Source organism: Variovorax sp. Varisp36 (assembly GCF_047304235.1).
In the GTDB taxonomy this organism is placed as follows: Bacteria; Pseudomonadota; Gammaproteobacteria; order Burkholderiales; family Burkholderiaceae_C; genus Variovorax.
Map to the genome: position 1 here is coordinate 59,337 of NZ_JBGLYU010000010.1, position 12,767 is coordinate 72,103.

Annotated in this window: 12 protein-coding genes; 5 read left to right on the forward strand and 7 right to left on the reverse strand. The window is 63.9% G+C overall.

Annotated elements, in window-relative coordinates:
- The first annotated feature begins 68 nt into the window (after positions 1 to 68).
- Entirely contained in the window at positions 69 to 1,046 is a 978-nt protein-coding gene (locus tag ACCD11_RS08795) for a Bug family tripartite tricarboxylate transporter substrate binding protein (protein WP_413313571.1), read from the forward strand.
- 54 nt (positions 1,047 to 1,100) lie between these two features.
- Here the strand turns inward: ACCD11_RS08795 and sbcB are convergent, their stop codons facing one another.
- From sbcB to icd, 5 genes are all read right to left on the reverse strand, one after another.
- On the reverse strand, positions 1,101 to 2,540 hold the full coding sequence (sbcB, locus tag ACCD11_RS08800) for an exodeoxyribonuclease I (RefSeq protein WP_413313572.1): 1,440 nt from the start codon (positions 2,538 to 2,540) through the stop codon (positions 1,101 to 1,103).
- Entirely contained in the window at positions 2,541 to 3,986 is a 1,446-nt protein-coding gene (gene cls, locus ACCD11_RS08805; RefSeq protein ID WP_007838834.1) for a cardiolipin synthase, read from the reverse strand.
- A 105-nt stretch (positions 3,987 to 4,091) separates the two neighbouring features.
- On the reverse strand, positions 4,092 to 6,413 hold the full coding sequence (gene clpA / locus ACCD11_RS08810) for an ATP-dependent Clp protease ATP-binding subunit ClpA (protein ID WP_007838831.1): 2,322 nt from the start codon (positions 6,411 to 6,413) through the stop codon (positions 4,092 to 4,094).
- 67 nt (positions 6,414 to 6,480) lie between these two features.
- Positions 6,481 to 6,840: an ATP-dependent Clp protease adapter ClpS gene (gene clpS, locus ACCD11_RS08815; RefSeq protein WP_042674481.1), complete on the reverse strand. Its 360-nt coding sequence runs from the start codon at positions 6,838 to 6,840 to the stop codon at positions 6,481 to 6,483.
- A 228-nt stretch (positions 6,841 to 7,068) separates the two neighbouring features.
- A complete protein-coding gene (icd, locus tag ACCD11_RS08820; protein WP_007838827.1) occupies positions 7,069 to 8,328 on the reverse strand; it encodes an NADP-dependent isocitrate dehydrogenase in 1,260 nt (419 codons plus the stop codon).
- Positions 8,329 to 8,547: 219 nt separating this feature from the next.
- On the opposite strand from icd, the gene ACCD11_RS08825 reads away from it, so the two are divergent.
- The 3 genes from ACCD11_RS08825 to ACCD11_RS08835 all read left to right on the forward strand — a co-directional run bounded on the left by ACCD11_RS08825 (position 8,548) and on the right by ACCD11_RS08835 (position 9,775).
- Positions 8,548 to 8,871: a hypothetical protein gene (locus ACCD11_RS08825; protein WP_007838825.1), complete on the forward strand. Its 324-nt coding sequence runs from the start codon at positions 8,548 to 8,550 to the stop codon at positions 8,869 to 8,871.
- A 154-nt stretch (positions 8,872 to 9,025) separates the two neighbouring features.
- Positions 9,026 to 9,226 (forward strand): hypothetical protein, encoded by a 201-nt coding sequence (locus tag ACCD11_RS08830; RefSeq protein WP_413313573.1) that lies wholly within the window; start codon positions 9,026 to 9,028, stop codon positions 9,224 to 9,226.
- 90 nt (positions 9,227 to 9,316) lie between these two features.
- Positions 9,317 to 9,775: a DUF192 domain-containing protein gene (locus tag ACCD11_RS08835; protein ID WP_007838821.1), complete on the forward strand. Its 459-nt coding sequence runs from the start codon at positions 9,317 to 9,319 to the stop codon at positions 9,773 to 9,775.
- A gap of 68 nt (positions 9,776 to 9,843) precedes the next feature.
- On the opposite strand, the gene ACCD11_RS08840 is transcribed toward ACCD11_RS08835, so the two are convergent.
- Together ACCD11_RS08840 and xseA are read right to left on the reverse strand one after the other, a co-directional pair.
- On the reverse strand, positions 9,844 to 10,425 hold the full coding sequence (locus tag ACCD11_RS08840; protein ID WP_413313574.1) for a superoxide dismutase: 582 nt from the start codon (positions 10,423 to 10,425) through the stop codon (positions 9,844 to 9,846).
- Positions 10,426 to 10,475: 50 nt separating this feature from the next.
- Complete coding sequence (gene xseA, locus ACCD11_RS08845) at positions 10,476 to 11,789, reverse strand: exodeoxyribonuclease VII large subunit (protein WP_007836931.1); 1,314 nt, start codon at positions 11,787 to 11,789, stop codon at positions 10,476 to 10,478.
- 315 nt (positions 11,790 to 12,104) lie between these two features.
- On the opposite strand from xseA, the gene ACCD11_RS08850 reads away from it, so the two are divergent.
- On the forward strand, positions 12,105 to 12,737 hold the full coding sequence (locus ACCD11_RS08850) for a MotA/TolQ/ExbB proton channel family protein (RefSeq protein ID WP_042674017.1): 633 nt from the start codon (positions 12,105 to 12,107) through the stop codon (positions 12,735 to 12,737).
- Positions 12,738 to 12,767 lie beyond the last annotated feature (30 nt).

Sequence of the window (12,767 nt, forward strand, 5' to 3'; positions counted from 1 at the left end):
CGGCCAGCATAAGCCGGCGGCCCGATTCCTGCTAAAGGCCTCATTCTTGTCCGTCAGCGGAGAACGCCATGCCCCACCTTCATCCCACGCGCCGCGGCGCACTGCAGATTCTTGCCGCAGGCGTCGCCTCGGCCGCCCTTCCCGCCTTCGCACAATGGCCCGACAGATCGATCAAGATCATCGTGACCTTTCCGCCGGGCGGCTCCAGCGACGTGCTGGCGCGCGTGATGGCGGAGCAGCTCGCGAAGAGGCTCGGGCAGCCCGTGGTCGTCGACAACAAGCCGGGGGCCGGCGGCACCATCGGCGGCGCGCAGGTGTCGTCTTCGACCGCCGACGGCTACACGCTGATGCTCTCGAACACCACGCCGATCGCGCTCGGACCGTTCACGCTCGACAAGCAGCCCTACGACCCGGTGACGGGCTTCACCCACGTGGCCTACCTGGGTGCCGCGCCGCTGGTGATCATGGCGAGCAAGCAGTCGGGCCTGAAGAGCTATGCCGACCTGGAGGCGATGGCGCGCAAGGAAGGTCACCTGGACTTCGGCTCGGGCGGCCCGGGCTCCATCGGTCACATCCACGGCGAGCTGCTGAAGAAGATCACCGGGCTCAACATGGTGCACGTGCCCTACCGCGGCGGTGCACCGATGAGCACCGACCTGATCGCCAACACCATTCCAGTGGGCATCGACGTCATCACCTCGTACGTGCCCTTCTTCAAGAGCGGCCAGCTGGTGCCGCTCGCGGTGACGGGCGCGCAGCGCTCGCCGCTGATGCCCGATGTGCCGACGATGGTCGAGCTGCATCAACCGAAGCTGGTGCTCGAGAACTTCTTCGGCCTGTCGGGCCCCGCCAAGCTGCCGACGGACGTTGTGACCCGGCTCAATGCCGCCTGCAACGAAGTGCTCGTGATGCCCGAAATCCAGAAGAAGCTGACCGAGCTGGGCATCGTCGCCAAGCCGGAATCGGTGGCCGCATTCAACGGCTTCGTCAAGGAACAGGTCGATGTGCTGGGGCCGACGGTCAAGGCCGCCGGCATCAAGCTCTAGAGCAGCGCGCCGGGCGAGATGCTCGTATACGCGCCGATGGCGCAGCCGGCATGCTCAGGCCTCGGGCGCGATGGCCTCGGCATATTCGTATAGCGCGCCGAGGATTTCCTCTCCGCGCTCGTCGGCGTTCTCGGAGAGCGCGTCAACCTCGCTGAACAGCATCTCGATGGTGCGCGCCCCGCCCTCGCCCTTGAAGAGCTTGGCCACGCGCAGAGCTTCCCAGCGCTCGTTTTCGTCTTCGTTCAGCAGTTCCGGCCAGTTGCGTGCGCGATAGCGGAAAAGAATCTCGTCGAGCCGGCCGTCGTCGAAGCCGGTGCGGTCCTTGGCCAGCTCTTCGGGCGACAGGTTGCGCAGCTGGTTCAGGCGCCGGCGGTCGGCGTTGCCGACGAAGCCGCCGTAGAGGTCTTCGTCGACGTCGGGCGTTGCCTCCTTGGGCCGGGCGTAGACCTGCGACCAGATGGCGCTCATGTCGGGCAGGTCGCGTGCGATCGCGGCGTGGCGCATGGCAGTGTCGAGATCGACGCCCCAGCGCCCCGCCATGGCCGGCGCGAGCGTGCGCAGGTTGCCGACCACCATCGGCGACTTGTTGAGGTGGATGCCCTTCAAGGGTAGACGCACGACACCTTCGGGCAGGTCGGCCGTGCGGGTGAAGAGGCGCAGCCGCAGGGTCTCGACGTCGATGTCGCGCAGCTCGCTCGGGTCGTGGGCCAGGTCCCAGGCCAGCAGTTCGTTCTTGTTGGTGGGATGGCTGGCCAGCGGCCACATCACAGCCAGGCAGCCGCGCTCGACCGGGAACATGCCCGACACGTGCAGGAAGGGCTTTGCCGTCTCGCGCATCGCGGGCAGGCCGAGTTCGCTGGCGACGCGGTCCTTCCTGTGCAGGCCGAAGGCGAAGTCGAACAGCTTGGGTTGCCTGTCGCGGATCAGCCGGGCCAACGCGATGGTGGCACGCACGTCGGACAGCGCATCGTGCGCCGATTCGTGCAGCAGGCCGTTGGCGCGCGCCAGGTCCTCGAGCTTGAAGCTGGGCTTGCCGTCTTCCTTCTTCGGCCATTCGATGCCGTCGGGGCGCAGCGCATAGGTGAGGCGGACCACGTCGAGCAGGTCCCAGCGGCCGCAATCGTTCTGCCATTCGCGCGCGTACGGGTCGATCAGGTTGCGCCAGAACAGGAAGCGCGTGACCTCGTCGTCAAAGCGGATGGTGTTGTAGCCCACGCCGATGGTGCCGGGCTGCGAGAAGGCGCGCTCGATGTGCGCGGCGAATTCATGCTCGGGAATGCCGCGTTCCAGGCATACCTGCGGCGTGATGCCGGTGATGAGGCAGGCCTCGGGGCTGGGCAGGTAGTCCGGCGCGGGCTTGCAATAGATCATCAGCGGCTCGCCGACTTCGTTGAGTTCGGCGTCGGTGCGGATGGCCGCGAACTGCGAGGGCCGGTCGCGGCGCGGCACCGCGCCGAAGGTTTCGTAGTCGTGCCAGAGAAAGGTGTGGTTCATTCAGAGCAAGGGTGAAAACAGGCGCGCAATCGCATCGCCGAGGCGAATCCAGAAATTCTGTGGCCGGTGGGCGCGCACCGCGCCGGAACTGTGCAGGTCGGTCTCGAACTGCGCCGCCAGCGGCCGGGCCAGTTCCGGACCATAAACCACCGCGCACACCTCGAAGTTGAGGCGAAAGCTGCGGTTGTCGAAATTCGCGGTGCCGATCATCGCGCAATGGTCATCGACCACCAGGGTCTTGGAGTGCAGCATGCGCGCCTTGTACTCCCAGACCTTCACGCCGGCGGCGATCAGCTCGTCGAAATATGAGCGCGCCGCCGCACTCACGATGGCCGAGTCGCTGCGGCGCGGCACCAGCAGCCGCACATCGACGCCGCGCAGCGCGGCGCTGGTCAGCGCCATCAGCGCGGGCTCGCCCGGCACGAAGTACGGCGTGGTGAGCCACGCGCGGTGCGTGGCCGAATGGATGGCCTCGACGTGCATGCGGTGGATGGCCTCCATCGCGTTGTCAGGGCCGCTGGTGACGATCTGCACCGGAATATCGCCGGCTTCGAGCTGCGGCAGCATCGCGCTCATCGCGTCGTCCATGCCACGCGGGTCTTCGCCGGTGGCGTAGGTCCAATCTTCGAGGAAAGTGGTCTGCAGCCAGCGCACGGCGCTGCCCTCGATGCGCAGGTGCACGTCGTGGTACGCATCGGGCCGGGTGCGCTTGTCTTCCTCATCGGTGATGTTCACGCCGCCCGTGAAGCCCACCCGACCGTCGCACACCACGATCTTGCGGTGCGTGCGGTAGTTAGTCACGGGGCGCAGGCGGCGGCCGATCTTGGTGTCGTGGAACAGCGCCACCTTGACGCCCGCCTCGTGCAGCGGCGCCATGAACTTGCGACCGACGCGCTTGGAGCCCAGTGCATCGATCAGCAGGCGCACCGTCACGCCCTGCTTCGCGCGCTCGACCAGCAGGTCGCGCAGCGCGGTGCCGATCCTGTCGGGCTCGAAGATGTAGTACTCGAGGTGGACGTGGTTCCGTGCGGCGCGCACGGCCTCGAAGATCGCATCGAAGGTGCGCGCCCCGCCCGAGAGCAATTCGACATCGACCGCGCTCGACACCGGCAGCCCGCAGGTCGCCGTGCCGAGCTTCGCCATCTGCTGCAGGGCCGGCGGGGCGTTCTGCGCCGCATCGCGCAGCCGCGCCACGTCGGCCTGAGCGAAGGCGCTGGCGCGGCTGCGCAGGCGCTTGAGCCGCTGCTTTCGCAGGCGCTGCGGCCCGAGGAAGTAGTAGATGACGAAGCCCGCGAACGGCAGCAGCGCGAGCGACAGGATCCAGCTCATGGTGGACACCGGCGCGCGCTTCTGCATCACGATCCAGATCGACAGCACTGCGATGTAGCCGCTCCACGCGAGGGAGAGGCCGGTTTTCCATTCGTGGCTGAGTTCTGGGAGGATCAAGGCGAAAAAGCGGTTGGAACGGCTGTGCGATATGGCTGGCCCAAAAGAAAAAGGCCGGTGGCGATGCTACCGGCCTTTGACTTCATTCCTGGAACCGCAGTGGGCTCACCCTGCTGCTGCTTCCTCTGCTTCGGGCTTCTGCTTGCCCTCCTTCTTCGGAAGCGGCTGGATGTCGAGCAGCACTTCGTCCTTGTCGTCGAGGTCGACTTCGAGGCGGCCGCCGTCGGTCAGGCGACCGAACAGCAGTTCGTCGGCCAGTGCACGACGGATCGTGTCCTGGATCAGGCGCTGCATCGGGCGCGCGCCCATCAACGGATCGAAGCCCTTCTTCGCCAGATGCTTGCGCAACTTGTCGCTGAAGGTGACTTCCACCTTCTTCTCGCTGAGCTGCGTTTCCAACTGGAGCAGGAACTTGTCGACCACGCGCAGGATGATGTTCTCGTCGAGCGCCTTGAAGTTGACGATGGCATCCAGCCGGTTGCGGAATTCGGGCGAGAACAGGCGCTTGATGTCGCCCATTTCGTCGCCCGCCTGGCGCGGGTTGGTGAAGCCGATGGTCGCCTTGTTCATGGTCTCGGCGCCCGCATTCGTCGTCATGATGATGATGACGTTGCGGAAGTCGGCCTTGCGCCCGTTGTTGTCGGTCAGCGTGCCATGGTCCATGACCTGCAGCAGCACGTTGAAGATGTCCGGGTGCGCCTTCTCGATTTCGTCGAGCAGCAGCACCGAGTGCGGCTTCTTCGTGACGGCTTCGGTCAGCAGGCCCCCCTGGTCGAACCCGACGTAGCCCGGAGGCGCGCCGATCAGGCGGCTCACCGCATGGCGCTCCATGTACTCCGACATGTCGAAGCGGATCAGCTCGATGCCCATGATGTAGGCGAGCTGCTTCGCGGCTTCGGTCTTGCCGACGCCCGTGGGACCGGAGAACAGGAACGAGCCGATCGGCTTGTCACCCTTGCCCAGGCCGGAACGCGCCATCTTGACCGCGGAGGCCAGCACTTCGAGCGCCTTGTCCTGGCCGAACACCACGCTCTTGAGGTCGCGCTCGATGGTCTGCAGCTTGCCGCGGTCGTCGTTGCTGACGTTGGCCGGGGGAATGCGCGCGATCTTCGCGACGATTTCCTCGACTTCCGTCTTGCTGATGGTCTTCTTGCGCTTGCTCGGCGGCAGGATGCGCTGAGCAGCACCGGCTTCGTCGATGACGTCGATCGCCTTGTCGGGCAGATGGCGGTCATTGATGTACTTGGCGCTGAGCTCGGCCGCAGCCTGCAGGGCCGCCACCGCGTACTTCACGCCATGGTGCTCCTCGAAGCGCGACTTCAGGCCCTTCAGGATGTCGACGGTTTCCTGCACCGACGGCTCGACCACGTCGACCTTCTGGAAACGGCGCGACAGCGCCGCGTCTTTCTCGAAGATGCCGCGGTATTCCGTGAAGGTGGTCGCGCCGATGCACTTCAGCTGGCCGCTGGAAAGCGCCGGCTTCAGCAGGTTCGACGCATCGAGCGTGCCGCCCGAAGCCGCGCCCGCACCGATCAGGGTGTGGATTTCGTCGATGAACAGGATGGCGTTCGGCTTGTCCTTGAGCGACTTGAGCACGCCCTTCAGGCGCTGCTCGAAATCGCCGCGGTACTTGGTGCCGGCCAGCAGCGCGCCCATGTCGAGCGAAAACACGTTCGACTCGGCCAGGATCTCCGGCACGTCGCCCTGCGTGATGCGCCATGCCAGGCCCTCGGCGATGGCGGTCTTGCCCACGCCAGCTTCACCCACCAGCAGCGGGTTGTTCTTGCGCCGGCGGCACAGGATCTGGATGACGCGCTCGACCTCGTACTCGCGGCCGATCAGCGGATCGATCTTGCCGTCCTTGGCCATCTGGTTGAGGTTCTGCGTGAACTGCTCGAGCGGCGATGCCTTCTCGTTGCGTTCGCCGCCGCCTTCCTCGCCCTCGCCCGAAGGCGCTTCACCGCTGCCCTTGACGGCTTCCGGCGGATCGCTCTTCTTGATGCCATGGGCAATGAAGTTGACCACGTCGAGGCGGGTGACGCCCTGCTGGTGCAGGTAGTACACAGCGTGCGAGTCCTTCTCGCCGAAGATCGCGACCAGCACGTTGGCGCCGGTGACTTCCTTCTTGCCGTTGCCGGTGGACTGCACATGCATGATGGCGCGCTGGATCACGCGCTGGAAACCCAGCGTGGGCTGGGTGTCTACATCGTCGGTACCCGCCACCTGGGGCGTGTTGTCCTTGATGAAGTTGGTGAGCGACGCCCGCAGGTCGTCGACGTTGGCCGAGCAGGCACGCAGAACTTCCGCGGCGCTCGGGTTGTCCAGCAAAGCGAGCAGCAGATGCTCCACGGTGATGAACTCGTGGCGCTGCTGCCGGGCCTCGACGAAGGCCATGTGCAAGCTGACTTCCAGTTCTTGGGCAATCATGTGATTTCCTTTTGCCTTGCTGTAAATAAGTTCTCAGATGGGTTGGAGCTTGCGCAATTCAACTGGTTCATGCAACAGGTTCACTGACGCATTGGAGTGGATGCCCGGCCTGCTGTGCGGCTTCCATCACCTGGTTGACCTTGGTGGCCGCCATGTCGCGGGAATAAACCCCACAGACGCCTCGGCCATCGAGGTGGATCTTGAGCATGATCTGAGTCGCGGTTTCGCGATCCTTGCTGAAATATTCCTGCAGCACGACGATCACGAACTCCATTGGCGTGTAGTCGTCGTTCAGCATCACCACCTGGTACATCTGGGGCGGCGCGGTTTTTTGCGGCCGGCGCTCCAGGACGACCGAATCCCCGTCATCCCCGGCCGGTTTTTGGGCCGGGGGGGTGCTGGGAGTTTTTGGAATTCTCGTTGCCATGAAAATGATTCTATAGAGCGTGCAAGCGCCGTGCCGGCGCAGGAAGACTTGGTGACGTGTATTCGACAAATCAAGGGTCTTGCACCGTGAATGACGACGGAATTTCCGGAGAATTCGCCAGGAAACGAGCTCAGGCGAGCACATGAATGAAAAAGCCCCTGAACGCCTTTCGGCAGCTCAGGGGCTTGATGCTCGACGCCGGCAGGCATCGACGAGCAACCATGGCAATTACATGTGATCGATCATCACCTGCCCGAATCCCGAGCAGCTCACCTGCGTGGCGCCGTCCATCAGGCGCGCGAAGTCATAGGTGACTTTCTTGCTGGCGATCGATTTCTCCATCGAGCTGATGATGAGGTCGGCGGCTTCCTTCCAGCCCATGTGGCGCAGCATCATTTCAGCCGAGAGGATTTCGGAACCGGGGTTCACATAGTCCTTGCCAGCGTACTTGGGTGCCGTGCCGTGGGTGGCTTCGAACATGGCGACGGTGTCGCTCAGGTTCGCGCCCGGGGCGATACCGATGCCGCCGACCTGCGCGGCCAGTGCGTCGGACACGTAGTCGCCGTTGAGATTGAGCGTGGCGATCACGCTGTACTCGGCAGGACGCAGCAGGATCTGCTGAAGAAAGGCGTCGGCGATACTGTCCTTGACGGTGATTTCCTTGCCCGTCTTCGGGTTCTTGAACTTCATCCATGGCCCGCCGTCGATCAGTTCGGCGCCGAATTCCTTGGCGGCGAGGCCGTAGCCCCAGTCACGGAAGCCACCTTCGGTGAACTTCATGATGTTGCCCTTGTGCACCAGGGTGACGCTGGGCTTGTCGTTGTCGATGGCGTACTGGAACGCCTTTCGCACGAGACGCTCGGTACCTTCCCTCGACACGGGCTTGACGCCGATGCCCGAGGTATTGGGGAAGCGGATCTTCTTGACGCCCATTTCGTCCTGCAGGAACTTGATGAGCTTCTTCGCCTTGTCGCTCTCGGCTTCGAACTCGATGCCGGCGTAGATGTCTTCCGAGTTCTCGCGGAAGATCACCATGTTGGTCTTGTGCGGCTCGCGCACCGGGCTGGGCACGCCCTCGAAGTACTGGATGGGACGCAGGCAGACATAAAGGTCGAGTTCCTGGCGCAGCGCGACGTTCAGCGAGCGGATGCCGCCGCCGACGGGCGTGGTCAGCGGGCCCTTGATGGAAACCACATAGTCACGCACGGCGTGCAGCGTTTCCTCGGGGAGCCAGACGTCGGGACCATAGACCTTGGTCGACTTCTCGCCGGCATAGACCTCCATCCAGTGGATCTTTTTCTTGCCGCCGTAGGCCTTGGCCACCGCCGCATCCACCACTTTCAACATCACCGGGGTGATGTCCAGGCCAGTGCCGTCGCCTTCGATGAAGGGAATGACCGGTTGGTCAGGCACATTGAGCGAGTTGTCGGCGTTGACCGTGATCTTCTGGCCGTCGGTCGGGACTTTGATGTGCTGGTAACTGGTCATGAGAGGGGATGGCTCCGGAATTGACGTAATTTTTGACGACTGTCAGCGAATTCAGACACGGCGTGGATTCGCTGTACAGACTGTGAACAAATCGCTGTACATTTTAGACGCAGCCCATCAGCAAGCGTTTGTCAACCGGCGAGCCAATGGGCTCGTTAGTGGCTGACCTTCTGCTCGCCGGGAGGCGTTTCCAACCAATTCTCGATAGAGGAATCATCAATGAGCAAAATTCTCGCAGTCATGATCGCTGGCCTGTTCGCCGCTGGCGCCTACGCCCAAAACCCGGCCGGTACGACGCCCGAACAAGGTAACGCCACCAACAGCAAGTCGCAGCAACGTGCCGAAGCCAAGAAGGCTGCCAAGCCCGCTGGCCAGGTCAAGGCTGCTGGCGGCGACGAAGCCAAGACGCCCGAAGGCGGCGCCATCGGTGCCGACAAGGCTGCTGCCTCTGGCGAGAAGCGCGCTGAAACCCGCGACCAGCGTCGTCGCAACAAGGACGGCAGCATCAAGCGCAAGTCGACCCAAGGCGGCACCCCGCAGTAATTCGGCCTGCCTCCCAAAAAAAAGCGCTCTTCCGAGCGCTTTTTTTTTGATCAAGGGAGCTGCGTGGCTGTCAACCGCGCGAAACGGCTTTCGTTGAATGTCTACCTTCCGCAGGGAGGGCAATCCAGATCAACGAATTTCAAAGGATATGTTCATGAACAAGCTGCTCGCAGCCCTGGTCGCCGGTCTCTTCGCCGTCGGTGCTTTCGCTCAACAAGCCGAACCCGCGGCCGCTCCCGCCGCAGCCGCTCCCAAGATGGCCAAGCACGCGCCCGCCAAGAAGCACGCCGCTGCCAAGAAGCACAAGGTTCGCCACGTGGCCAAGGCCCACACGGCTGCCGCCAAGAAGGTGTAAGCTTTCCAGCTCACCGGCAATGCCCGCATCAGCGGGCATTTTTATTGGTTACGGGCTGGGCTTCGCCCCGCTCTGAAAGAGTTGTCCCCGATGTTCCAGCGTCTCGCCGCCCTGCTCCTCGTGTCTGCGTCCTTCTTGATGCCGGCTCATGCCCAGCAGCAACCCCAGACCGACCTGCCACGCACGCAGTTGTCGGTCGGCCTGTACAAGATCGACGCGCAGATCGCGCAAACGCCTCTGCAACGCGAAATCGGCCTGATGTTCCGCAAGGAAATGCCGCAGGCTGAAGGCATGATCTTCGTGTTCGAGCAGCCTGCAACGCAATGCTTCTGGATGCGCAACACGATCCTGCCGCTGACCGCTGCGTTCGTGGCCGAGGACGGCCGCATCGTCAACCTGGTCGACATGCAGCCCATGACCGAGAACTCGCATTGCTCGCTGGAGCCGGTGCGCTACGTGCTCGAAATGAACCAGGGCTGGTTCGCCAAGAAGAACATCAAGAAGGGAGCCAAGCTCGGCGGCGAATTGTTCGCAGCCGGCAAGCGCTGAGCATCTGCCGTCTCAAGCCCTCAAAAAAGCCGACCCATGGGTCGGCTTTTTGCTGGAGAAACCCGGGTTCAGCCGAAGTTCTTCGCCGCGAAGTCCCAGTTCGCCAGCTTGGCCAGGAAGGTCTCGACGAACTTCGGGCGCAGGTTGCGGTAGTCGATGTAGTAGGCGTGTTCCCACACGTCCACCGTCAGCACCGGGGTGTCGCCGGTGGTCAGCGGCGTGCCCGCGGCGCCCATGTTCACGATATCCAGCGAGCCGTCGGCCTTCTTCACCAGCCACGTCCAGCCCGAGCCGAAGTTGCCCACGGCCGACTTCACGAAGGCTTCCTTGAACGCGTCGTAGCTGCCCCACTTGGCGTCGATGGCCTTGGCCAGGGCACCGGTCGGAGCGCCGCCGCCCTGGGGCTTCATGCAGTTCCAGAAGAAGGTGTGGTTCCAGATCTGTGCGGCGTTGTTGTAGATACCGCCGCTGGACTTCTTGACGATCTCCTCGAGCGTCATCGATTCGAACTCGGTGCCCTTCTGCAGGTTGTTGAGGTTCACCACGTAGGCGTTGTGGTGCTTGCCGTAGTGGTATTCGAGGGTTTCCTTCGAATACTCGGGCGCCAGTGCGTCGAGGGCGTAAGGCAGGGGTGGGAGCACATGTTCCATGATTTTTTTCTCGCGGGTTGGTTGTAGGAATCAGCGATTCTAGGAAGTAATTACCGAGGCAGCGTCGGACGTGTGCCCGTTGCATCGCCCGGCGTGACGGTCAGGTCGACTTCGCCATCGGCAAGCCGCGCCTTGACGGCGTCACCCGCCGCCAGTTGCGTTGCGCTGACGATCGCATGACCGTCTGTGTCGGTCAGCCACGCATAGCCGCGTTGCAAGACCAGGGCGGGGTCGAGCAGCCGCAAACGCAAGGCCATGCGTTCCAGGCGCTCGCGACGCTGAACCAGTGCGCGCCCCAGCCGCAAGGGAAAGTCGGCCGCGATCGACCGAGGCGTCTGCGACAGGCGCTCCCGTCTCGACAGCACCGCATACCGCAGGCGCTGCGCATGATGCGCCAATCGGAGCTGCTGCCGCGCCACGAGGTTCGAGGGGCGGCCCAGGCGTCCCGCGGCTTGGTCGATGCGCTGCCCGAGCGCGTCGAGGCGCCCATCCAGCGCATCGCCGAGCCGCTCGTCGAGCAGATCGAGTGCACCGAGCCACAGGTCGCGTGGCGCGCTCACCAGTTCTGCCGCGGCCGTGGGCGTGGGCGCGCGCAGGTCGGCGCAGAAATCGGCGATGGTGAAGTCGGTTTCGTGGCCCACGCCGCTGATCAGCGGCACCGGGCTCTGCACGATGGTGCGCGCCAGCGTCTCGTCGTTGAAAGCCCAAAGGTCTTCAATGGAGCCACCGCCACGCACCAGCAGGATCACGTCGACGGCAGGTTCGAGGCGGTAGAGCGACTGCAACGCCCGCACCAGCTCGGCTGGTGCGCCGACTCCCTGCACTGCCGCCGGCGCGAGCACGACCGGGATGTGCGGAACACGCCTTCGCAGCGCCGTCACTACATCGTGCAAGGCCGCTGCGCCCAACGACGTGACAATGCCGACCGCCCGCGGCATGGCCGGCAACGCCCGCTTGCGCGCCGGATCGAACAGGCCTTCGGCTTCCAGGCGAGCCTTGCGCTGCATGAACTGCTCGAACAAGGCACCCTGCCCGGCCCTCCGCAAGCTCTCGACCACCAGTTGCAGATCGCCGCGAGGCTCATACACCGCAAGGCGCCCACGCACTTCGACCTGATCGCCATCGCGCGGCGAAAAGTCGAGCAAACCGGCAGCGCGGCGGAACATCGCGCAGCGCAGCTGGCCGGACTCGTCCTTGAGCGAGAAGTAACAATGTCCGCTTGAGGCTCGCGAGAAGCCGGAAATTTCGCCCCGCACCGCGACCGGATTGAAGCGCGCGTCGAGTGCGTCGGCCACCGCCCGGCACAACGCGCCGACGGCCCAGACGCGCGGCCCCGGCGCGGAGTTCGATTCACGCAAGTTCACAGAATGCACGCTCGGCCGGATGCCACTCGTCCACAACAGGCCGCATGCGGCCCCGCGTCAGCCCCTGGAGCGAGGCAAACGCACGGTTTCTCGTGCAAGCCATTGATTTCATTAAAAAAAGTGCTGCTCAAAATTCAGTCGTTCTAGCAGAAAGGCCGCCCCATGCGGGCCCGGACGAGTTGCGTAGCAGGTTAATCACAAAGTTATCCACAGAATCTGTGCGTCCTTGCCGACACAAAAACAAGGTGCGTGCCGATGGTGGGCTCAGTGGATAATCGCCGCGCATTTGCAGTCTACGGGCCGGAGGATTTTTTCTTGTTTTCCATCATAGTTGCCGCGGGTTGGCCAATCTGGCCCTTGCTCGCTTGTTCGGTTATTGCGCTCGCGCTGGTTATAGAACGTTTCACGAGTCTGAAGACCGTGAGGGTACTTCCGCCGAAGCTGCTCGACGAAACCATCACCGTGTCGCACGGGGCCATTCCCGGCCCGGACATCGTGACCAAACTTGAACGCAACTCGATGCTCGGCCAGGTGCTGGCCGCCGGCCTGCGTGCGCTGAACGCCAACCCGCGCTGTACCGAAGACGATCTGCGTGCCGCCATGGAGGCCTCGGGCCGCACGGTGGCGCACAAGCTGGAGCGCTACCTGCCGGCGCTGGCCACCATCGCCTCGGCAGCCCCGCTGCTGGGGTTGCTGGGCACGGTGATCGGCATGATCGAGATCTTCGGCTCGCAGTCGCCGGGCAGCGGCGCTGTCGGCTCGGGCAACCCTGCCCAGCTGGCGCACGGCATCTCGATCGCGCTCTACAACACGGCCTTCGGCCTGATCGTGGCCATTCCGACGCTGATCTTCTGGCGCTACTTCCGCAGCCGCGTCGACGAATACCTGCTGAACCTCGAACTGTCCGGCGAGCGCTTCGCCCGCCACCTGAACGCACTGCGCAAATGATGACCCCCACGCTTGCCACTGCGTGTGCTG